The 22,935-nt window shown below is 67.3% G+C and carries 18 protein-coding genes; all 18 read right to left on the bottom strand.

Translation table 11 applies throughout. The annotated features are described in order from the left end of the window. Positions 1-80: 80 nt before the first annotated feature. The gene (gene lpxB, locus AC27L4_RS19780; RefSeq protein ID WP_487144077.1) at positions 81-1,256 is read right to left on the bottom strand and encodes a lipid-A-disaccharide synthase; all 1,176 of its coding nucleotides are present in this window, start codon (positions 1,254-1,256) and stop codon (positions 81-83) included. After that, entirely contained in the window at positions 1,253-2,137 is an 885-nt protein-coding gene (locus tag AC27L4_RS19775; protein ID WP_487144076.1) for an LpxI family protein, read from the bottom strand. Before AC27L4_RS19775 ends, lpxB begins: the two co-directional genes overlap by 4 nt. Further along, a complete protein-coding gene (gene lpxA, locus AC27L4_RS19770; RefSeq protein ID WP_487144075.1) occupies positions 2,134-2,943 on the bottom strand; it encodes an acyl-ACP--UDP-N-acetylglucosamine O-acyltransferase in 810 nt (269 codons plus the stop codon). The genes AC27L4_RS19775 and lpxA overlap by 4 nt, the downstream gene beginning before the upstream one ends. Before the next feature lie 7 nt (positions 2,944-2,950). Beyond that, on the bottom strand, positions 2,951-3,418 hold the full coding sequence (gene fabZ, locus AC27L4_RS19765) for a 3-hydroxyacyl-ACP dehydratase FabZ (protein WP_487144074.1): 468 nt from the start codon (positions 3,416-3,418) through the stop codon (positions 2,951-2,953). A gap of 1 nt (position 3,419) precedes the next feature. Then, on the bottom strand, positions 3,420-4,496 hold the full coding sequence (lpxD, locus tag AC27L4_RS19760; RefSeq protein WP_487144073.1) for a UDP-3-O-(3-hydroxymyristoyl)glucosamine N-acyltransferase: 1,077 nt from the start codon (positions 4,494-4,496) through the stop codon (positions 3,420-3,422). A gap of 91 nt (positions 4,497-4,587) precedes the next feature. After that, positions 4,588-6,879, bottom strand: a complete 2,292-nt coding sequence (gene bamA / locus AC27L4_RS19755; protein WP_487144496.1) for an outer membrane protein assembly factor BamA — start codon at positions 6,877-6,879, stop codon at positions 4,588-4,590. A gap of 216 nt (positions 6,880-7,095) precedes the next feature. Next, positions 7,096-8,220, bottom strand: coding sequence for an RIP metalloprotease RseP (gene rseP / locus AC27L4_RS19750; protein WP_487144495.1), 1,125 nt, complete (start codon positions 8,218-8,220; stop codon positions 7,096-7,098). Between the two features lie 144 nt (positions 8,221-8,364). Further along, positions 8,365-9,189, bottom strand: coding sequence for a phosphatidate cytidylyltransferase (locus AC27L4_RS19745; protein ID WP_487144072.1), 825 nt, complete (start codon positions 9,187-9,189; stop codon positions 8,365-8,367). Continuing rightward, positions 9,182-9,961 carry an isoprenyl transferase gene (locus AC27L4_RS19740; protein WP_487144071.1) on the bottom strand — a complete coding sequence of 260 codons (780 nt, stop codon included), beginning with the start codon at positions 9,959-9,961 and terminating at the stop codon, positions 9,182-9,184. The genes AC27L4_RS19745 and AC27L4_RS19740 overlap by 8 nt, the downstream gene beginning before the upstream one ends. A gap of 43 nt (positions 9,962-10,004) precedes the next feature. Then, positions 10,005-10,565, bottom strand: coding sequence for a ribosome recycling factor (frr, locus tag AC27L4_RS19735; RefSeq protein WP_487144070.1), 561 nt, complete (start codon positions 10,563-10,565; stop codon positions 10,005-10,007). Between the two features lie 147 nt (positions 10,566-10,712). Further along, positions 10,713-11,429, bottom strand: a complete 717-nt coding sequence (pyrH, locus tag AC27L4_RS19730) for a UMP kinase (RefSeq protein WP_487144069.1) — start codon at positions 11,427-11,429, stop codon at positions 10,713-10,715. A gap of 90 nt (positions 11,430-11,519) precedes the next feature. Beyond that, the gene (gene tsf, locus AC27L4_RS19725) at positions 11,520-12,446 is read right to left on the bottom strand and encodes a translation elongation factor Ts (RefSeq protein ID WP_487144068.1); all 927 of its coding nucleotides are present in this window, start codon (positions 12,444-12,446) and stop codon (positions 11,520-11,522) included. 191 nt (positions 12,447-12,637) lie between these two features. Beyond that, complete coding sequence (locus AC27L4_RS19720; protein WP_487144067.1) at positions 12,638-13,651, bottom strand: 30S ribosomal protein S2; 1,014 nt, start codon at positions 13,649-13,651, stop codon at positions 12,638-12,640. A 183-nt stretch (positions 13,652-13,834) separates the two neighbouring features. Further along, entirely contained in the window at positions 13,835-14,617 is a 783-nt protein-coding gene (locus AC27L4_RS19715; RefSeq protein WP_487144066.1) for a response regulator, read from the bottom strand. A gap of 316 nt (positions 14,618-14,933) precedes the next feature. Beyond that, the gene (dnaE, locus tag AC27L4_RS19710) at positions 14,934-18,380 is read right to left on the bottom strand and encodes a DNA polymerase III subunit alpha (RefSeq protein WP_487144494.1); all 3,447 of its coding nucleotides are present in this window, start codon (positions 18,378-18,380) and stop codon (positions 14,934-14,936) included. A gap of 528 nt (positions 18,381-18,908) precedes the next feature. Further along, a complete protein-coding gene (locus tag AC27L4_RS19705; protein WP_487144065.1) occupies positions 18,909-19,595 on the bottom strand; it encodes an ABC transporter ATP-binding protein in 687 nt (228 codons plus the stop codon). Then, a complete protein-coding gene (locus tag AC27L4_RS19700; RefSeq protein WP_487144064.1) occupies positions 19,592-20,908 on the bottom strand; it encodes a lipoprotein-releasing ABC transporter permease subunit in 1,317 nt (438 codons plus the stop codon). The genes AC27L4_RS19705 and AC27L4_RS19700 overlap by 4 nt, the downstream gene beginning before the upstream one ends. Before the next feature lie 138 nt (positions 20,909-21,046). Beyond that, the gene (gene proS / locus AC27L4_RS19695; protein ID WP_487144063.1) at positions 21,047-22,369 is read right to left on the bottom strand and encodes a proline--tRNA ligase; all 1,323 of its coding nucleotides are present in this window, start codon (positions 22,367-22,369) and stop codon (positions 21,047-21,049) included. Between the last annotated feature and the right edge of the window lie 566 nt (positions 22,370-22,935).

Below are 22,935 nucleotides of genomic sequence, written 5' to 3'. Positions count from 1 at the left end.
ACGGGCCAGGTCCGTCCGTTCGCATTCGCAGCATCGCCTCTGCTGCAGCATCTCCTCACCAGGACGGCCCTGAGCATCCGTCAGGCCACGGAGCGTTTGGCCTCGATCGTTTCGAGCACGACGCGCGCGGCGCGCTGCGACGGCGTCTCGCCCTCCAGCCGCATCAGACCGTCGAGGCGGCCGAGAGCCTCGATCTGGCGGCGTCGTTCCGGGCCGTCACCGATGAGCGGCGCCAAGGCCGCCGCCAGGCCTGCCGGCGTCGCGTCCTCCTGCAGAAGCTCGGGGATCGCCCGCTCGCCGAGGATCAGGTTCGGCAACAACACCGACGGCGTCCGGATCAGGCGACGGGCCAGAAAGGCCTCCCACCCCGGCACCCGATAGGCGCCGACCATCGGCACGCCGGACAGCGCCAGCTCCAGCGTCACCGTGCCGGACGCGGCGAGCGCCGCCCGCGCTCGCCGGAACGCGGCGAACTTCTCGGCCTCGCCCTCGATCACGCGCGGCCGGATCGTCCAGGCCTCCACCGCCGCACGCAGGCGGGCGGCATGCCGCGGCACGGCCGGCAGCACGACCTCGAACGGGCCGGTCCTCCGGGCCGCCAGTGCCAGCGCTTCGCCGAACACGGCCGTCAGCCGCGCCACCTCGCCCGACCGGCTGCCGGGAAGCGCCAGCACAAGCGGCGGCGACGTCGCCCGGGCCGCGGCCTCGCATGCGTCGGGCCTCAACTCGTCGAGCCGCTCGATCAGGGGATGGCCGACATAGGTGCAGGTTGGACCGCCCAGGCGCCGATGCGCCGCAGGCTCGAAGGGAAGCAGCGCCAGCACGTGGTCGACATAAGCCGCCATCCTGCGAGCCCGGCCCGAACGCCAGGCCCAGACCGAGGGCGAGACATAGTCGACGATCGGCAACGCCGGCAGGCGCCGTCGCACACGCTTGGCGACCGCATGGGTGAAGTCCGGGCTGTCGATGATGACGAGCACGTCCGGAGGCCGAGCCACGATCGCATCGATCGCCTGCCAGGCCCGAGCGTAGATCGTGCGGAAGCGGGCGGCAACCGCGGCAAAGCCCATCACCGCGATGTCGTCCAGGGGAAACAGGCTGGCCATGCCTTCGGCGATCATGGCGGGGCCGGCGACACCGCGAAACGACACCTGCCCGTGCAGCCGCTCGCGCAGAGCACGCATCAGCTTGAAGCCGAGCTGATCGCCGGAATCCTCGCCGACCACCAGGAAGACGTCGAGCGGCCGCGGGCTCATGGTGCGAGGCCGTGTACGAACAGGCCGTGCCGCTTCGCCTGCGCCAGGGTCTCCTGCCGCTCGACCATGAGCACGCCGCCGGCCTCGACCGCGATCCCGGCCAGACCGGCCTTTGCCGCGCGCCGTACCGTATTGGGACCGATGGCCGGCAGGTCGACCCGCATATCCTGCCCGGGCTTGGGCGCCTTCACCATGACCCCGCCCCGATGCTCGGCCAGGGCCGGCCGGCCGCGGCGCAGGATGCGGCCGACGAGGCCGCCACGGCGCAGCACCGCCACCCGGCGCAGCATGGCATCCGTGCCCTCCGCCGCCTCGACCGCCAGGATACGCCCATCGGCGACGACGGCGGCCTGGCCGATGTCGAGCGGTCCCATCGTCCTGAGCACTTCGAGGCCGCGGGCGATGTCGGCCATGGCCGGCGCCGAAGGGGCTTGGCCGCCCAGCGGCCCGGCCGCCGCCATCAGGCCCGGCGCGACGTCGCGCACGCCGACGACCACGAAGCCGTTCTGCTCGAGAAAGGCGACGACGCCGCGCAGAACATTGTCGTCACCACCCTGCACGATCCGGCGGATCTCGTCGCGGTGCAGCGCAGCCTGCCAGGCAGACACGAGGAGGCCGAGGCGTGGCTTGTGCACGGTTCCTGCCAGGATGACGCGATCTGCGCCCACCCGCCCGAGCGCCGCTACGGCGCCATGCGGATCCATCATCGCAATCGGCACCTGCTCCAGGGTACCGAAATCCGCGTCGGCGATGCCCTTCAGCGGCATCACCACGACGGTCTCACCCCGTGTCGCCGCTTCGGCAGCAATCTCCGCCGGCAACCGGCCGGCACCGGCAATGACCGCCAGCTGCCCGGCCCGATGCATCGGGCCGGTGCTCAAGCCTCGGCGTCCGCGCCGTCGCGCGGCACGCACAGCGCACGATTGCCGCCGGCCAGGATGAAGGACACGATCTCCTGCACCAGAGGTTCGTCGGCAAACTCGGCCGCGACGGCGTCCACTCGCTCCTTCAGCGTCCCCTCCACTGCGAAAATCTGGCGATAGGCCCGCCGCAGGGCATGGATTTGGTCGCGGTCGAAGCCCCGGCGTTTCAGGCCGACAATGTTGAGGCCGGCCAGTTGCGCCCGGTTGCCGATCGCCATGCCATAGGGGATCAGATCATGCTCGACACCGGTGAGGCCGCCGACAAAGGCGTGGGCACCGATACGCACGAACTGATGCGCGGCGCTGCCGCCGCTGAGAATGGCATGATCGCCGACGTTGCAATGGCCGGCGAGCATGACATTGTTCGAGCAGATCACTCCTGCCCCGATCTGGCAGTCATGCGCCACATGGGCCTGGGCCAGGAACACGCAGCGATCACCGATACGGGTTACCATCCCCCCGCCCGAGGTGCCGGGATTCATGGTGACGCCCTCGCGCACGAGGCAATCGGCACCGACGACCAGTTCGGATGGTTCGCCGCGGTATTTCAGATCCTGCGGCGGATGCCCGAGCGAGGCGAAGGGATAGACCTGGGTGCGCGCGCCGATGCTGGTGCGTCCGGCGATCACGACATGCGAATGCAGCACCACGCCATCCCCGAGCGCGACGTTCTCGCCGACCAGACAGAATGGACCGACGACGACGCCCTCGCCGAGCCTGGCCCCGGCGGCGACAATCGCGGTAGGGTGAATCGTCTGTGCCATGCCGCGCCTATTCGCCGACCAGCATCGCGGACACGACCGCCTCGGCCACGACCGCGCCGTCGACCTTGGCCTCGCCGCGATACCACCACATGCTGCGCCGGCTCCTGAGCTTGGTCATGTGCAGCCACATCTGGTCGCCCGGCGTCACGGGCCTGCGGAATTTGCACTCGTCGATCGTCATGAAATAGAACAGCTTCGGCTTGGCGCCGCCCAGCGAATTCAACACGCAGATCGCACCTGCCGTCTGGGCCATGGCCTCGATGATCATCACCCCCGGCATCACCGGGCGGCCGGGGAAATGGCCGGTGAACTGCGGCTCATTGAAGGTGACGTTCTTGAGGCCGACGGCGGACTCGTCGCCCTTGATGTCGATGATGCGGTCAACCAGCAGGAACGGATAGCGGTGCGGCAGCAGGTCCAGCAGCTTGGCAATGTCCACTGCTTCCAAGGTCTGCGTCGGCGTCGCCTCGGTCATGTCACTCTCCCCTCTTGTCCGGGCTCTCGACCTGGCCCGGTCGGCTACCCGCTGCGGCCAGCCGTTTCAATGCCGCCAGTTCCCGCGCCCATTCGCGCAAGGGCCGCGCCGGCGTCCCGCCCATTCGAGCCCCTGCGGGCACGTCGTCCTTGACGTTGGAAGCGCCGGCGATCTGGGCGCCCATGCCGATGCGGATATGGCCGACCGTCGCGGACGCTCCCCCCATCACCACGAAATCCTCCAGCACCGTCGATCCGGATATGCCGACCTTGGCCACCAGAACACAATGGCGCCCGATCGTGACGTTGTGGGCAATCTGCACCTGGTTGTCGATTTTGGTGCCTTCGCCGACCACCGTGTCACGATTGGCGCCGCGGTCGACGGTGCTGCCGGCGCCGATCTCGACATCGTCCTGGATCACCACGCGCCCGACCTGCGGCACCTTGAGATGGCCGCGGGGGCCCATGGCGAACCCGAACCCGTCCTGGCCGACCTGGACGCCGGGATGCAGGATGACGCGATTGCCGATCAGGCAGTGCTGCAGCGTGACGTTGGCACTGATCGAACAATCGCGGCCGATGCGCACATCCGGGCCGATCACGGCGTTCGGGCCGATGATGGTGCCGGCGCCGATCTCGGCCCGCGGCCCGACGACCGCACCCGGATCGACCGTCACACCGAGCTCGAGCCGAGCCTCGGGATGGACGAAGGCTCCCGGCGCCACCCCCTTGGAGCCGAACATCGACTGCGGCCGCGCCGCCTCCGGGTGCAGGGCGAGCGCGACCTTGGCGAAGCTGCGATAGGGCTCGCCGACGACCAGCAACGGCGCCCCGGCCGGCGCCCGGCCGGCGAACTTCGGGGCGATCAGCACCAGGCCGGCGCGGGTCGAGGCCAGCAGCGGCAGGTAATGCGGGTTTTCCAGGAAAGTCAGGTCGTCCGGCCCCGCCTGATCGAGCGGGGCGACGGCGTCGACGCGCCGTTCGCCGTCGAGCCCGTCAGCCGGGACGGCTCCGGTGAGCGCAACGATATCGGCAACCGCCAAGGGACCGTGCGGGCGAAAGAAGACAGGGTCCGTCATGCCTTGGCCGTTCGCGCCACCCCGAGGGGCGGCGTCCATAAGAAAACCGGCCGGTCTCGCAAGACCGGCCGGCGGGAAGCAGCGGCGGTCGTCAGAATGTCGTGCCGCCGGAGAAGTGGAACGCCTGCTCGACGTCGCCGTCCGCCTTGGTGATGACCTTGGAGAAGTCGAAGCGCAACGGTCCCAGCGGCGAGGCCCACAGCAGGCTCACGCCGACTGAAGACCGGATCTTGTTGCTGTCGTCGCCGAGACAGAAGATCTCGTTCGCACCTTCCGGCTGGCACTGGCCGTAGACCGTGCCGCCGTAGTCGAACAGCGAACCAGCGTCGACGAACACCGCCCCCCTCAAGCCGAGCTCGCGCGGCATGCCGAGGAGCGGGAACTGCACCTCGAGCGTACCGCCGTAATAGGCCGCGCCGCCGAGGGAATTGCCCTTGCTGTTGTTCGGAGAGCCGACGAAGTCACGAGGACCGATACCGCCGGGCGCGAAGCCGCGCACCAACTCAGGACCGAGGTTGAACTGGTCGACGATCGCCAGATTGTCACCGCCCCAGGCGAAGATGTAACCGCCCTGGGCACGGGCCATGAGGGTGAAGTCGTCGCTGAGCGGATAGTAGTAGCGCCCGTCCACAGTGGTGCGGACGAACTTGGCGTCGCCGCCGAGGCCGGCGAAGTCCTGCTTGAAGGTGGCGTAGATGCCCTCGCTCGGCTGCTTGATGTCGTCGACCGTGCTGTAGAGCAGAGTGTAGCCGACCATCGACACGAAGCGCGTCCCGATGATCTCCTTGATCGCCATCGAGGCTTCGCCAGGATCGGTTCCGTTCGGCTGCTCGACACCCGGAGCCGGAGTCGGCAGGCTGGAATCGACGGTGCCCCAGCAGCTGTTTGGGTTCCCCCCCACCGGGGGCGTCGGCGTGATGCCGTAGTTGGGCAGATTGGGATTGGGCATGCCGCAGTTGGTGTAGAGGTCGTTCGGGATCGACAGCTCCTGCCGATAGGCGTTGTAGCGCACGCCGAACGAGAAGTTGTCGGTGATCGGGAACGAGGCGCGCAGCGTGCCGCCGGCCACCTTGTTGTTGTAGAAGGTGTATTGGCTGTCCTCGGTCTCCTTGACGTAGACGTCGAAGCCTGCAGCGATGCGCTGGCCGAGGAAGTAGGGCTCGGTGAACGAGAACTGGAAGCCCTGCGTCTGCTGGCCGTATTGCACCGCCACCTTCACGTACTGGCCGCGGCCGAGGAAGTTACGCTCGGAGAGCGAGACCTCGGCGACGAAGCCGTCCGAGGTGGAGTAACCGCCGCCGACCGAGAATTCGCCCGTGGACTGGTCGACGACCTCGACATTGATGATGACACGATCCGGAGCCGAACCGGGCTCGTTGGTGATGCGCACGCTCTCGAAATAGCCGAGGTTGCGCAGACGCCGGGCGGCGCGGTCGATCATCGCCTTGTTGTAGGGGTCACCTTCGGCCACATCGAACTCGCGGCGGATGACGTAGTCGCGAGTGCGGGTGTTGCCGGTGATGTTGATGCGCTCGATATAGACCTTGGCGCCCTCTTCGATGACGTAGGTGACGTTGATGTTGCCGTCGGCGTCCCGCTCGCCGCGCGGACGCACCAAGGCGAAGGGCTGGCCGTTGCGGGCGAGCTGGGTGGTCATGTCCTCAACGGTCTTGTCGACGGTCTCGGCATCGTAGGTGCCCCCCGGCGAGGACTGGATCAGCCCCGAAAGCTCGGCATCGGTCACCTCCGGGATCGCCGACTGCACATTGGCCGTGCCGAAGCGATGATACTGGCCCTCGTCCAGGGTGAAGGTGATGATGTAGCCGGTCTGCGCGTCGTTCAGCGTCGGGACCACCGAGGTGACGCGGAAATCGGGATAGCCGCGATTGTTGTAGAAGCGGGTCAGGCGCGCCACGTCGCCGGCGATGCGGTCGGGATCATAGGTGTCCGTCGTCCGCAGCCAGCTGAGGAAACCGGACTCCACCGTCGCCATCTGGCGCTTCAGCCGCCAATCCGAGAAGGCGTTGTTGCCGACGAACCGGATCTCATCGATACCGATCTTCTCGCCTTCGTTCATGGTGAAAACGAGGTCGACGCGGTTGTTGGGCAGGGGCACGACGCGATAGGTGATCGACACGGCCGAACGGCCGTTCGCGGCGTAGAAATTCTTGATCCGCTCGATGTCGGCCTGCACCGTCGCCGGATTGTACGGGGTCCGCGGCTTGGACTCCATGCCGCCGATCAGGGTCTCGTCGTTGATCTTCTTGTTGTTCTCGAAGACGACGCGATTGATGATCTGCTGGCTCTGCGCAGCCTGGGCGGCGGGGGCGACGACGGGTGCGATCGGCGCAGCTCCGAAGACGAGGGAAAGCGCGACGAGCACAAGCGCCAAACGCCGTTTCGACTTGAACAAAGCTAATGCCATTGGGCTTGTACCCTATACCCTATTCCACAAACGCTCGGCAGGCCCCCCACGCAGGCAGCCTGCCGGATTCGTAATTCCCTGCCGTGACGGTTCTACAAGGTTTCAACCCCGGCGCAACCGCGCCTCCAAAACGCCCTGCCCTTTTTTGGGACAGCGTTGCCCGTGCGCCACGGGCTATCCGGCGAAGGGATTGACGATGTCGTTGACCAGCGTGAACGCCATCAACATCATCACCAGGGCGAAGCCGACACGGAACAACAGCTCCTGGGTCGCGTCTTGCAAAGGCCGCCCACGGATCGCCTCGATGGCATAGAAGACGAGATGCCCGCCGTCGAGCAGCGGAATCGGAAACAGGTTGAGCAGCCCGATCGACACCGACAGCAGTGCCGCCAGCGAAATCAGGCCGAGAAGGCCACTCGACTCCGCCACATGCTTGGAAATCTGCGCGATCTTGAGCGGGCCGCCCAGTTCCCGCGTGTCCCCGTGCCCGATCACCAGATTGGCGAGGAAAGAGAACGTTTGCCCGATAATGTTTCCGACCTCGCGCGTGCCGAGCCAGACGGCCGTGATCGGATCGGACCGATCGCGCGCCGGCTGGACGCCGAGCAGGCCGCGGTGGAGGGCGGCGGCTTCCGGCGGCTGCGCGCGCAGCGTGGGCGTGACCGACAGGGTGGCTCGCGTCCCGTCCCTGTCGATCTCGACGGGGATAGTCCGGCCGGCCAGATCCTCGATGGCGCGGGGGATGTCGGCAAAGGCGGCGATCGGCTTGCCGTCGATTGCAACGACGATATCACCGGGCCGGATACCGGCCTTTTCCGCGGCGCTCCCGGCGACGACGACGCCGACGCGCGACGTAACACTCAATTTGCCATAAATTGAAAAAAACGCCGCGAAGATCAGAATCGCCAGCAGGAAGTTCGCGGCGGGACCGGCGGCGACGATGGCCGCCCGCTTCCAGACCGGCTTGTGGAAGAAGCTGACGGCCCGTTCCTGCGGCGTCATCAGCGCATTCCTGTCCGCATCGGGCATGGATGCGGCATTGGCGTCGCCGAAGAACTTCACATAGCCGCCCAGCGGGATCGCCGCAACCCGCCAGCGCGTGCCGTGGCGATCGTTGAACCCGAACAGTTCGGGACCGAAGCCGAGCGAGAAGGTCATCACGCGCACGCCGCACCAGCGGCCGACCAGGAAGTGGCCGAGTTCGTGGATGAAGACGATGATCGAGAGCACGAGCAGGAACGGCAGCACGTAGCCGAGAGCGCTATCGCCGAAGTCGCCCAGGCTCGCTAGGAAATTCATGATGTCGTCCTTGTCCGATTGCCGTGGCCGGGCGCAGACTGCGCCGCAGGATCTCGGGCCTATGCCATGACATCGTGGCGTAGCTGCGGTGCGACGCAAACAATTTTAACGATTCGTTTCACGCTTTGGTTAACAAGCGGCGGACTACCAGACAAGCAGCGCCCGGGCCGGCCCGGCCGGATCGCGCAGCAAGCCGATGAGCAGGGCAAGGAGGGCGGCGGCAACGAAACCGTCGAGCCGGTCCATCACGCCGCCATGGCCGGGAATGAGGCTGCCGGTATCCTTGGTGTCGAACCGCCGCTTCAACGCCGATTCCATCAGGTCTCCACCCTGGGACACCACGGCGAGGAACGCGCCGAGGCCGAGCACCGCGATTGAAGCACCGGCTCCCGTCGCCCAGGCCACGGCCCAGCCCCCCAGCGCACCGGACGCCGTCCCGCCAAGGAAGCCGGACCAGGTCTTCTTCGGGCTGACCTGCGGCCAGAGCTTCGGCCCACCCAGCGTGCGGCCGGTGAAATAGGCCATGATGTCGGAGCCCCAGACCACGGCGAACACGAAGAAGACCGCCGCTAGGCCGTAGCTCGCATCGCCGCGGAGCAGGATGATCGGCACCACCATGGCACCGGCATAGAGGACGCCCGCGGCGGCGAGGACAGTATCCGCCCGCCTCCCGAGCAGGGCCCAGGCCAAGACCAGGCCGACGGCAAGCACGGCCAAAGCGCAGCCCCCCTGCCCCCAGGCGGCGGCGATAGCCGCCGCCGTCACGACCGCGACGCCGACGCCGATGACCGGCACCGGGCGCGATCGGGTCACCATCGCCAGCCACTCCACCAGCACGGCCAGGGCGGCGACGAGCCAGAACAGCATGAACGGCCAGCCGCCCCACCATGCAACGGCCAGGGCGAGGGCCGCAAGCAGAGCACCGGAGGCGGCGCGGCGCGCCAGATCTGACCAGGCCCGATCAGCCATGAGTCCCCTGGCGGCTCGCCCGGCCAGCCTCCAGCCCGCCGAAACGCCGCTCGCGACCGGCATATTCGGCCAGCGCCGCCTCCAGGGCAGCCCGATCGAAATCCGGCCAGAGGATCGGCAGGAAGATGAACTCGGCATAGGCCGCCTGCCAGAGCAGGAAGTTCGACAGGCGCTGCTCGCCGGAGGTGCGGATCACCAGGTCGGGATCGGGAATGTCGGCGGTGTCCAGATACGACGACAGGAGCTCCGGGGTGATGTCGCCCGGTGCCAGGCGCCCCTCCGCCGCCGCCTGGGCCAGCCGCCGCGCCGCGGCGGCGATTTCCTGGCGCGCGCCGTAGTTGAAGGCGACGACCAGGGTGAGGCCGGTGTTCGCGCGGGTCAGGTCCTCGGCCTCCGCCAGCAGGCCGGCGATTTCCGGCTCCAGCCCGACCCGCTCGCCGATGATACGCACACGGACATGGCTGGCGTGCAGGTCAGCCAGGTCGTTGCGGATGAAGCGCTTCAGCAGCCCCATCAGGTCCTCGACCTCGGGCTTGGGGCGCGACCAGTTCTCCGAGGAGAAGGAATAGAGCGTGAGATAGCCGATGCCGAGGTCGCCGGCAGCCCGCACCGTGCGGCGCAAGGCCTCGACGCCGCGCCGATGCCCCTCGAAGCGCGGCATCAGGCGCCGGGAGGCCCAGCGGCCATTGCCGTCCATGATGATCGCGACGTGCCGCGGCACCCGCGCATCCTGGTTCGCGGGCCGTGCGTCCGTCATGTCACCTGCCGCCATGGCCGCTCTCGTTGCGCCCCTGCCCCCCAACGCCGCCCCGGCGCTAGACCTGCATGATTTCCTTTTCCTTGCTCACCAGGAGCTTGTCGACCTCGGCGATCGTGCTGTCGGTGACCTTCTGCACCTGGTCGGCAAGCCGCTTTTCCTCGTCCTGGCCGATGCCGCCGTCCTTCTCCGCCTTCTTGAGCTGGTCGAGCCCGTCGCGTCGGACATGGCGGACGGCGACACGCGCGGCCTCGGCATATTTGTGCGCGACCTTGACCAGTTCCTTGCGACGGTCTTGCGTCATCTCCGGAATACGCAGACGGATGACCTGCCCCTCGGTCTGCGGGTTGAGGCCAAGATTGGAATTCAGGATCGCCTTCTCGACGGCGCCGACCATGCCGCGATCCCAGACCTGCACGCTGATCAGGCGCGCCTCCGGCACCGAGACGGTCGCCACCTGCGCAAGGGGCATATGCGCTCCGTAGGCATCGACCTGCACCGGCTCGAGCAGGGAGGCGGAAGCACGGCCCGTGCGCAGACCGCCGAGCTCATGCTTCAGCGCGGCCATGGCGCCGTCCATGCGACGCTTCACTTCACCAAGATCGAATGGCGTGGCCATCGGGCCCTCCCAGTCTTCTTCGCAGCCTCGACGCAGCCCCTCGGCGCGCCGAGGGCATTCACGTCTCCTGCAAACCCAACATCCCGGCAAGCCGCACCGACCGGCCCCTCCGGGCCCGGCGGCGTCATGCCGGGTTCGACATCTCCCTCAGGCCGTGACCAGGGTGCAGCGGGCTTCGCCGCGCAACACGCCGGCAATCGAGCCGGCCTGATGAATCGAAAACACGATTATCGGCAAGCGGGCCTCCCGGGCAAGCGCAAAGGCCGCCGTGTCCATGACCTTGAGATCGCGGCGGATGACCTCGTCATGGCTGATGCGGTCGTAGCGGGTGGCCGAAGGATCCTTCTTGGGATCGGCCGAATAGATCCCGTCGACCTGGGTGGCCTTCATCAGCACATCGCATTGCAGTTCGGCCGCGCGCAGCGCCGCCCCGGTGTCGGTGGTGAAGAATGGGTTGCCGGTACCGCCCGCAAGCAGCACCACCCGGTCCTTGGCCAGATGCTCCATGCCCTGCTGGCGCGTATAGGTCTCGACCACCGAGGGCATGGCCACGCCGGACATGGCGCGCGCCGGCTGGCCGAGCGAGGTGAGCTGGGCTTCCAGGGCGATGACGTTCATCACGGTCGCCAGCATGCCCATCGAGTCGGCCGCCGGCCGCGACAAGCCCATGCCGGCGATCTGCGAGCCGCGAAAGATGTTGCCGCCGCCGACCACCACCGCCACCTCGACGCCGAGCCGGACGGCGTTGATCACGTCCTCGGCAATGCGCCGCACGGTCGCCCGATCGATGCCGAAGGGTTCGCTGCCCATCAGCGCTTCACCGGAGAGCTTGACCAGAACACGTTTGTAGGGAAGCGCCGCCATCGCCATCTCCTGATTGCCGAATTGCCTTGCTCGCAAAAAGGGCGGCTCGAGGCCGCCCTTTCGACTTGGATCACGTCCGGTGTCCGAAGCTTACTTCGTACCGGCCTGCGCCGCCACTTCCGCAGCGAAGTCGGTCGTCTCCTTCTCGATGCCCTCGCCGAGCGCATAGCGCACGAAGCCCGAGACCTTGATCGGGCCGCCGGCGGCGCCCTCGGCTTCCTTGAGCGCCTGGCCGACGGTCTTGGAGGTGTCGAAGATGAAGGGCTGCTCGAGCAGCGTCACTTCCTTGAAGTAGGTCTTGATGCCGGATTCGACGATCTTGGCGATCGCAGCCTCGGGCTTGCCCTGCTCGCGATACTTGTCGGCCAGGATGGTCTTCTCGCGCTCGACCGTGGCGGCGTCGACACCGGCGGCATCGACGGCCAGCGGGTTGGACGAGGCGACGTGCATGGCGATCTGGCGCGCCAGCTCCTGCAGCCGGTCGCCCGAGCCAGCCGACTCCAGCGCCACCAGCACGCCGATCTTGCCAAGGCCCGGCGTCACCGGCGAATGGACATAGGTGCCGATCACGCCCTGGCCGACGCCGACGATCCGGGCGCGGCGCAGCGTCATGTTCTCACCGATCTTGGCGACGGTCGCCGTCACCTTCTCCTCGACCGTGCCGCCGCCGGGATAGGCGGCCGCCTTGATCGCCTCGACATCCTCACCCACGGCGAGCGCGACCCTGGCGATGGCCGCGACCATCTCCTGAAACTCGGGATTGCGGGCGACGAAGTCGGTCTCGGAGTTCACCTCGACCGCAACGCCCTTGCCGCCGTCGACGGTGACGGCCACCAGGCCCTCGGCCGCGACGCGGCCGGCCTTCTTGGCCGCCTTGGACAGGCCCTTCTTGCGCAGCCAGTCGATCGCGGCCTCGATGTCGCCGGCGACCTCGGTGAGCGCGGCCTTGCAGTCCATCATGCCCGCACCGGTCGTCTCGCGCAGTTCCTTCACCATCGCGGCGGTGATGTTCGACATCTCTCAAAATCCTCTTTGGACGCCCTCGTCTGCGGGATGCCGGGCGGCTGGCGGCAGGCGAGGCGCGGGGTAGAACCAGAACGGGTCGCGGCTTCGACCCGGTGAAGGGCGTCGGCCCGGCGCTCGGGACGAGCGGCCGGGCCGATACCACCAGAAAGCCGTGGCGCGGCTGCGACGCCGCGCGAAAAAGCTCAGGCGCCGGCGACCAGCGTCTTGGCGAGATCGACCCAGCCGTCGCGGGCGATGCGGCCGTTGAGCTTGAGATCGGCGTCGACCTTGGTCGCGTCGTCCGGGGTCATGGCCGCGAACTGCCAGTAGTGCCAGAGGCCTCCCTCGTTCAGCTTCTTCTCCAGCTCCGGGCCGACGCCCGTGAGCTTGGTCAGGTCGTCGGGAGCGCCGCGCGGCGCCGACAGGAGCTCGAAGGCCTCGGCCGCCTGCTCGGCGTCGCCGGCAACCGGCAGGTCCTCCAGGACCGGCTCGACGGCATCGCCGAGATCGAGGCCAGCCTCGCCATGGGCGCGGGAAATACCGTCGAGAGCAGCGCGGGCCACCAGGTCGCAGTAGAGCGACAGGGCGCGGCCGGCATCATCATTGGCCGGGATCGGGTAGGTGATGCCGTCCGGATCGGAGTTGGAATCCAGGATCGCCGCCACGGGGATGTTCAGACGGCGCGCTTCCTTGATCGCGATGTCTTCCTTGTTGGTGTCGATCACGAAGATCAGGTCGGGCGTGCCGCCCATGTCCTTGATGCCGCCGAGGGCGCGCTCGAGCTTGTCCTTCTCGCGCGTCAGGTCGAGGCGTTCCTTCTTGGTGTAGCCGCCCTGGGCGCCGGTGGAGAGCAGCTCGTCCAGCTTGCGCAGGCGCTGGATCGAATGGGAGATCGTCTTCCAGTTGGTCAGCGTGCCGCCGAGCCAGCGGGAATTGACGTAATACTGCGCCGAGCGGCGGGCGGCATCGGCCACCGCGTCCTGGGCCTGGCGCTTGGTGCCGACGAACAGCACGCGGCCGCCGCGGGCAACCGTGTCGGAGACCGCCTGCAGCGCGCGGTAGAAGGCCGGCACGGTCTGGGCGAGATCGATGATGTGGACGCCGTTGCGGACGCCGAAGAGGTACGAGGCCATCTTCGGGTTCCAACGGTGGGATTGATGGCCGAAATGCGCACCAGCTTCGAGCAGCTGGCGCATGGAGAAGTCGGGCAGCGCCATGAGAGATAACTCCGGTTGAAAAGCCTCCGCGGACATCCACCGCACCGCCCATCCCGAAGGATACGGCAAGGCACGGCACCGGAGCGGCTGTTCGCCGCTTCGTCCGCGTGTGGAATGGCGCGCTCTATAAGCGGGCGGCGACGGCGATGCAAGGATTATCGGCGGCGGCCGACGCGCGTCGTCCTACGGCTCGAGCTCGTGAAACGGCATCCTGAGGCCGAACATCTGGTGCATGATCCGGTCGATGTCGCGCGGCGAGAACGGCTTCTTCAGATAGGCGTTGGCGCCGAGGTCCTGCGCCCGGTCGAGCGCGTTCTGGCTGGCGGACATCATCACAACATGCACATGCGGATTGTAGGCACGGAAGATGCGCAGTGTCTGCGCGCCGTCGAGGCCGGGCATGTTGAGGTCGATGAAGACGATGTCGGCCGTGCGCTTGGCATAGAGCTCGAAGGCCGAGACGCCGTCGCGGGCTTCCGCGATCTCCATACGGAAGATCGAGCGCTCGAGCAGGCGGCGCATGATGGCGAGGGTAGTGCCGGAATCATCGACCACCAGCACGCGGGTGATCTGGGTGACTCGCTCATACGTCGCCAGCACCCGCCGCACCGCCTCGGTGTCGAAAGGCTTGACCAGGTAGTCGTAGGCGGCCAGGCGGCGCATCCGCGCGATCTGCTCGGCGTCCGAGGTGACGGAGATGATGGCAAAGAACGGCAGCCGCCGCGCCTCGCTCAACCGCTGGATCACCTCCCCGCCATTGACCTCGGGCATGGCGAGATCGACGAAGGCGATGTCGATGCGCTGCGTCGACAGGATGTCGAGCGCCACCTGCCCGGTGGCCGCTTCATGCACCACCGGGGAGCCGCCATAGATCTCGACCGCCTCGCGGACGACGCGCCGCCAGATGCTGGAATCGTCCGCAACCAGCACCGACAGGGAGTCCGCCTCGACGAAGGTGACATCCATGGGCCTTGTTTCGGACGCGCGAGGTTTCATCGAATCTCCGTTTCCGTTCATCCCGGCATGGAAATTCCCATAATTTCACAACCGCCGGATGCTGGCCTACGCAAGGATAGCTAGCAGACATATCCAGAAAGCAGCGTGACGCTGTTTGCGTCAAACCGCAGGTTCGCGTCAACCGTATGCGGCCCGTGGCCGCGGGCCGGCCGGTCCGGCGCGAAGCCCGCCCGTCGCCGGACACGCGCTCCGCGGTGGTACCGCATAGCCGACCCTCGACGCCGCTCCGCGCACGCCGGAGGCAGATGCCTCCGCGGCACCCCGGTCAGATCTGCTGCACGGTCATGACTCCCGGGATAGCCTTGATGGCGCTGGCGATCTGCGGCGTCAGCTGGAAACGCCCGGGGAGCCTGACCTCGACCTCGCGCCGGCCGTCCTCGATCTGCAGCACGAAGGAAACCTCCCCCTCCCCGCGCTGGGACAGGCGGCGCGCCACGGACTCGAGGGCCTGGTCGCCACGCAGGAACACGCGGATGCCGCGCTGGGTCTTGGCAGCCGCATCGTCCAGGCGCTCGACGGTGACGATGCGGGCCCTGACGCCCTCGGCATCGGCATTGGCCTGGACCATGAGCAGAAGCGGCGTTCCCGGCTCCAGAAGATCGCGATACTGCGCCAGGCCTTCGGAGAAGATGATCGCCTCGAACTGGCCGGAGGCGTCGGACAGCATGATGATGCCCATCTTCGAGCCGGACTTGGTGCGCCGCTCCGAGCGCGACAGCACCGTCGCCGCCAGCCGCCCGGCCGAGGCGCCCTGCTTCACCTTCTGCGTGAAGGCCAGCCAGGACGGGATCTGCAGGCGCTGGAGCATCGGCGCATAAGCATCGAGCGGATGGCCGGTGAGGAAGAAGCCGACCGCGTCGAACTCGCGCTGCAGCTTCTCCGTCGGCTCCCAGGGCTCGAACGCGTTGACCTTGAGCGGCTCGGGCCGCGAGGCGCCGCCGAACATGTCCGACTGGCCGCCGACCTTCTCGGCCTCGGCCCGCTGGGCCTGCGCCATGATGGCGTCGATCGAGGCGGCGGCGCGGGCCCGGTCCGGCTCGAGCGCGTCGAGCGCGCCCGCCGCCACGAGGCTCTCCAGCATGCGCTTGTTGACCGCCTTCGGGTCGAGGCGGCGGGCAAGGTCGCCGAGATCGAAGAAGGGGTCGCTGCCGCGCAACTCGACGATGCGCTGCATCGCCGCCATGCCCACGCCCTTCACCGCGCCGAGCGCATAGCGGATCGCCCCGTCGTGCACCTCGAAGTCCGGCCCCGAACGGTTGATCGACGGCGGCTCGACCTTGATGCCGAGCCGGCGGGCCTCCAGACGGAATTCCGAAAGCTTGTCGGTGTTGGAAATATCCAGCGACATCGAGGCCGCCAGGAACTCGACGGGGTGGTTGGCCTTGAGCCAGGCGGTCTGGTAGGTCAGCAGCGCATAGGCGGCGGCGTGGCTCTTGTTGAAGCCGTAGTCGGCGAACTTGGCGAGATAATCGAAGATCTCGTCCGCCTTGGCCTTGGGGATGCCGCGGTCGACCGCGCCGGTGACGAAGCGCACGCGCTGGGCGTCCATCTCCGCCTTGATCTTCTTGCCCATGGCGCGACGCAGCATGTCGGCCTCGCCCAGGGTGTAGCCGGACAGGATCTGGGCGATCTGCATCACCTGCTCCTGGTAGATGATGACCCCGTAGGTCTCCTCCAGCGCCGGCTTGAGCTGGTCGAGCATGTAGTCCGGGTCTTCGTGCCCCTTCTTGCGGGCGTTGTAGACCGGGATGTTGGCCATCGGGCCGGGACGGTAGAGCGCCACCAGGGCGACGATATCCTCGAAGCGGTCGGCCTCCATGTCGACCAGCGCGCGCCGCATGCCCGCGCTTTCCACCTGGAACACCCCGACCGTCTCGCCCCGGGCCAGCATCGCATAGGTCGCGGGATCGTCGAGCGGCAGCGCCGCCAGGTCGATGGCGATGCCGCGCTGGGCGATGAAGGCGACGGCGCGCTGCAGCACGGTCAGGGTCTTGAGGCCGAGGAAGTCGAACTTGACCAGCCCGGCCGGCTCCACCCACTTCATGTTGAACTGCGTGGCCGGCATCGGCATTGCCGTCTTGGGGTCGTGATAGAGCGGCACGAGCTCGGTCAGCGGCCGGTCGCCGATGACGACGCCGGCGGCGTGGGTCGAGGCGTGGCGGTAGAGCCCTTCCAGCTTCTTGGCGATGCCGAGCATACGCTCGACCACGGGGTCGGCCTGGGCCGCCTCGCGCAGCTTCGGCTCGTCCTCGATCGCCTTGGCCAGGGTCACCGGATTGGCCGGGTTCTGCGGCACCAGCTTGCACAGCTTGTCGACCTGGCCATAGCCCATCTCGAGCACGCGCCCGACGTCGCGCATCACGCCGCGCGCCTGCAGCGAGCCGAAGGTGATGATCTGCGCCACCCGATCCAGACCGTATTTTTCCTGGACGTAGCGGATGACCTCGTCACGCCGATCCTGGCAGAAGTCGACGTCGAAGTCCGGCATCGAGATGCGCTCGGGATTGAGGAAGCGCTCGAACAGCAGGCTGAAGCGCAGGGGATCGAGGTCGGTGATGGTCAGGGCATAGGCGACCAGCGAGCCCGCGCCCGAGCCGCGGCCCGGACCGACCGGGATGCCCTTGGACTTGGCGTGCTTGATGAAGTCCGAGACGATGAGAAAATAGCCGGGAAACTTCATCCTCTCGATAATCGACAGTTCGAAGGCAAGGCGCTCGCGATACTCCGCCTCGCTGCGCCCGGACGCCACGCCGTGGGCCTTCAGGCGCGCCGTCAGCCCGTCCTCCGCCTGGCGGCGCAGTTCGTCCGCCTCGTCCACGGGCTCGGTGCCCATGCCGGTGGAAAAGCGCGGCAGGATGGGCTTGCGGGTGCGCGCTCGGAAAGCGCAGCGCCGGGCGATCTCCACGGTCGATTCGAGCGCCTCAGGCAGGTCGGCGAACAGGGCGCGCATCTCGGCGCGGCTCTTGAAGTAATGCTGCGCGGTGAGGCGCCGCCGCTCCGTCTCGGCCAGGATGCGCCCCTCGGCGATCGCCAGCAGCGCATCGTGCGATTCGTGGTCGGAGCGCGCTGCGAAATAGCATTCGTTGGTGGCGACGAGCGGCAGGCCATCGGCATAGGCGAGATCGAGCAGGAAAGGTTCGATCCGCCGCTCCTCATCCGTGCCGTGGCGCTGGATCTCCACATAGAGCCGGTCGGCGAAGGCCTCGTGCAGCCGCTTGAAGCGCTGGCCGGCGAGTTGAGCCTGCCCGTCCCGGAACGCCACGTCGAGCGGCCCGGACGGGCCGCCGGTCAAGGCGATCACGCCGCCGGACCGCTCCGCCAGCCTCTCGATCCGGACGTGGGGCTCCGCACCGGCGCCGACTTCGCCATAGGCGGCCGAAGACAGCGCCATCAGGTTGAGATAGCCCTCTTCGTTCTGGGCCAGGAGAACGACGCGCGGCTGGCGGCGCAGATGCAGCGGCCGCCGGTCCGGCCCGTCGTCACGGTCGGCAAAGTCGACCGCAAGCGACAGGCCGACGATCGGCTGGACACCGCTGCCAGCCAGCTTTTCGGAAAACTCGAGCGCCCCGAACAGGTTGCCGGTGTCGGTGATGGCGACGGCCGCCATGCCGTCCGCCTTGGCCAGATCGGCGATCTTGCCGACCTTCATCGCCCCTTCGAGCAGGGAGTAGGCCGAGCGCACATGCAGGTGCACGAACCCCGCGCCAACCATCTCGTTCGCCCGACTCATCACCGTTCCCTCGCAGTTGCGCGGCGATCTTGCCGCCGGGACCGGATCGAACCAAGCCGGGAATGCCGTGCCTCACCGTTGCGATGCCAGGCTGTGGACCATCTGTGGACGGCTGTGGATAACTTTCCCTCAGATCCCGCCTGCGAAGCCGCTCCAGAGCGCGATCATGGTCAAAAATAGCCCCATAGAAGCAAGAGCGGCGGCATCTTCGGCAAAACGAGCAAACATGCAACTCTCCCGATCACTCGATGTTTTTATAATGTTCCCTTTTTGTTTCTTGTCAAGCGACCAACCGAATTCCCGTCGCAATTCGTCTTCGATTTGTTCCGATTCTGCCAGCAAGAAAATTAAGAGCCGGCTACATATCTCCGCGACTCCGGCCGCCCCGTAAGTGGCCCGGCCAACGACATGTCGGACAAACCACTGGCCTGTCACATATTTTCGGGTTTCCGTCCCGGGGGGCGTGGTTACGGCCCACAGGCCGCATCCCGGGTCCGTCCGGCCCGCCGGTCAGGCCAGTTCGACGACCTTGCCGTCGCGCAACGTCACGCGCCGGTCCATGCGCGCCGCCAGATCCATGTTGTGGGTGGCGATCAGCGCGGCGAGGCCCGAGGCACGCACCAGGGCGTTCAGCGTCGCGAACACATGGTCGGCCGTGGCCGGGTCGAGGTTGCCGGTCGGCTCGTCGGCCAGCAGCACATGCGGCGCATTGGCGACGGCGCGGGCGATGGCGACGCGTTGCTGCTCCCCGCCGGAAAGCTCGGCCGGCCGGTGCGCCAGCCGCCCGCCGAGGCCGAGGAAAGCGAGCAGCTCCCCGGCGCGCTCGCGCGCCTTCGCCTTGGTCAGGCCGCGGATGAGCTGGGGCAGCATGACGTTCTCCACCGCCGAGAATTCGGGCAGCAGATGGTGGAACTGGTAGACGAAGCCGATGGTGGTCCGGCGCAGGCGCGTGCGTGCGCCGTCGTCGAGGCTGGCGGTCGGCTCATTGCCGATATAGACATCGCCGCCGTCCGGCTGCTCGAGCAGGCCGGCGACGTGCAGCAGCGTCGACTTGCCGACGCCGGACGGGGCGATCAGCGCCACCGACTGGCCGGCCCAGATGGCGAGGTCGGCGCCGCGCAGAATCTCGAGCGTCGCCTCGCCCTGCCTGTAGCGCCGTTCGACAGCATGCAGCTGGAGAGCCGGGTCCGTCATCATTCGTACCTGAGCGCTTCGACGGGATCGAGCCGCGCGGCCCGCCAGGAAGGATAGAGCGTCGCCAGCACCGACAGGGTCAGCGACATCGCCACGATGGCGATGATCTCGCCGCTGTTCATCTTGGCCGGGAGGCGCGAGAGGAAATAGAGCTCGGGCGTAAACAGCTCGGTCGAGGTGAGCCAGGAGACGAACTGGCGGATCTCCTCGATCCAGGTGCAGAACACCACGCCGAGCAGCAGGCCGGCGAGCGTGCCGACGGCACCGATCGCCGTGCCGGTGATCAGGAAGATGCGCATCACCGAGCCGCGCGTCGCACCCATGGTGCGCAGGATGGCGATGTCCGAGCCCTTGTCCTTCACCAGCATGATCAAGCCGGAGATGATGTTCAGCGACGCGATCAGGATGATCAGCGTCAGGATGAGGAACATCACGTTGCGCTCCACCTCGAGCGCGGTGAAGAAGGTGACGTTGCGCTGGCGCCAGTCGGTCATGACGATCGGCCGTCCCGCCGCCTTCTCGATGGCATCGCGGGCGGAGTCGACCTTGTCGGGATCGTCAATATAGATCTCGATCGTGGTGACGTCGCCGTTGCGGTTGAAATAGGATTGCGCCTCGGCGAGCGGCATGAACACGAAGCTGGAATCGACTTCCGACATGCCGATCTCGAAGATCGCCACGATCGGATAGACCTTGATGCGCGGCGTCGTGCCGAACACGGTCACCGCCCCGCGAGGCGACACCAGCGTGATGTTGTCGCCGAGCCGGAGCCCGAGCTGCTCGGCCAGGCGCGTGCCGACCATCACCCCCTGCCCCTGGTCGAAATCATCGAGCGTGCCCTGCCTGATGTTGTCGGCGATGGCGGGGAGCTTGAGGATGTCGGCGGCACGCACGCCTCGCACCAGCACGCCGCCGGCGTTGAAGGGCGAGGAGGCAAGCGCCTGCCCCTCGACGATCGGCACGGCCAGCTTCACGCCGGGTACCCCGGCGATGCGCCCGGCCACGGCTTCGAAGTCGGTCAGCGGCGTCTCGACCGGCGTCACCGCGATATGGCCGTTGAACCCGAGGATCTTCGACTGCAGCTCGACCCGGAAGCCGTTCATCACCGACATGACGATGATCAGCGTCGCCACGCCCAGCATGATGCCGACGAACGAAAAGCCGGCGATGACGGAGATGAAGCCTTCCTTGCGGCGCGCGCGCAGGTAGCGCAGCGACATCATCCATTCGAAGCCGGAAAAGGGCGGCGTTCCCGTCGGCTCTGGCGCGGTCTGGTCAGGCGGCGTCTGGTCGGGCAGGGCTTCGGCGGCGCTCATAACTCGTCCGGTTGGGGATGGTCGCCTTCACTCCACTCGAATCAAGGCGTTTCGGCGGCAGCATCCGCGAATGCTGCCGCATCATCCATGGCCGAGGCCGAGTCGGCAAAGCGCGGCCGGGCCTGTCGGCACCGGGCGTCAGCCCGCGAGGCGCACCAGGGCGTCGGCCGGGCTCATGGTCTCGCGCTCGCCGGTACGCCGGTTCTTGAGCTCGACCTGGCCGGCAGCGAGCCCCTTCGGCCCGACGATCACCTGCCAGGGCAGGCCGATCAGATCCATGGCGGCGAATTTGGCTCCCGGCCGCTCCTCGGTGTCGTCGAGCAGCACATCGACGCCGCGGGCGCCGAGCTTGGCGTAGAGCTCGCCGCAGGCCGCATCCACCGCCGCGTCGCCGGGCTTGAGATTGATCAGGCCGACACGGAACGGCGCGATCGCCTCGGGCCAGATGATGCCGGCCTCGTCATGGCTGGCTTCGATCGAGGCGGCGGCGACACGGGTCGGGCCGATGCCGTACGAGCCCATGTGCACGGGCACCAGGCTGCCGTCGGGGCCGGCGACCACAGCCTTCATCGGCTGCGAATACTTGGTGCCGAAATAGAAGATGTGGCCGACCTCGATGCCGCGCGCCGACACCTGGGCCTCGGCCGGCAGCGCGGCGAAGGCGGCGGCATCGTGCTTCTCGGACGTGGCGGCATAGAGAGAGGTCCACTGATCGACGATGCGCTGCAGGCCCGGTCCGTCGTCGAAATCCGTGGCCGCGTCCGGCACCGCCATGGACAGATAGTCCTTGTGGCAGAACACCTCGCTCTCGCCGGTGGAGGCGAGGATGATGAACTCGTGGCTGAGATTGCCGCCGATCGGGCCGGTGTCGGCCATCATCGGGATGGCGGTCAGGCCGAGCCGGGAGAAGGTCCTGAGATAGGCCACGAACATCTTGTTGTAGGAATGCTGGGCGCCCGCCTGGTCGATGTCGAAGGAATAGGCGTCCTTCATCAGGAACTCGCGCCCGCGCATCAGGCCGAAGCGCGGGCGGATCTCGTCCCGGAACTTCCACTGGATGTGGTAGAGGTTGAGCGGCAGGTCCTTGTAGCTGCGGACATAGGTGCGGAAGATGTCTGTGACCATCTCCTCGTTGGTCGGCCCGTAGAGCACGTCGCGCTCGTGGCGATCCTTGATGCGCAGCATCTCCTTGCCGTAGGCGTCGTAGCGCCCGCTCTCGCGCCAAAGGTCAGCCGACTGAATGGTCGGCATCAGCAGTTCGATCGCGCCCGAACGGTTCTGCTCCTGGCGCACGATGGCGTTGATCTTGTCGACGACGCGCAGGCCGAGCGGCAGCAGCGCATAGATGCCGGCGGCCTCCTGCCGGATCATGCCGGCGCGCAGCATCAGACGATGCGACACGACTTCGGCTTCCTTGGGCGTCTCGCGCAGGATGGGCAGGAAATAGCGGCTGAGGCGCATGAGGACAGGCTTTCGATCGACAGGGAAAACGGCCGCGAAATTGACCCGATCGCGGCGGAAAAGACAAGCGCCGCCCGGCGCAAAACACCCGGTCGCCCCTCGGGCCGCGGCCGGGAGGCCGCCTCGGGGCGGCCAGCCTACGGAACGGCCTTGCACAAACTTTCGGCACAATTATGAAATTTGAGCGACATCCTTTGCAAGGGCGTGACAACGCACCACAGATAGTCTAGCGTCCCCTCCGTTAACGACAGGACGGCCAAAGCTCGACATCGAGCAGCAGGAAGTCAGGGTCCAAGTCTTGGGAGGAAGCCTAGCGGCGCCGCCGGCAAGAATGTCGGAAAGAGCAGCCTACCCGAGGTTCTCAACATCGCTATAGACGAATGAGGGAACGCGACGGGTAATAGGTTTGAGACGCGGTCTGAAACCAGAGAAAGCGAGGCTTGCAAAAGCCTCGCTTTTTTCATGGTTCCGGATGGTTTCCGCGCCGCTCGCTTATCGGTCGCCGGCTCACCAGGCCTGGGCAGCCGCACCTCGGCTTCGCCCACCGCCCCCTCCTCCGCTCCGGC

The organism is Labrys sp. Lb11, assembly GCF_057554225.1.
The sequence above is the reverse complement of the archived record's forward strand: the minus strand, read 5'-3'. Positions and strand labels throughout refer to the sequence as shown.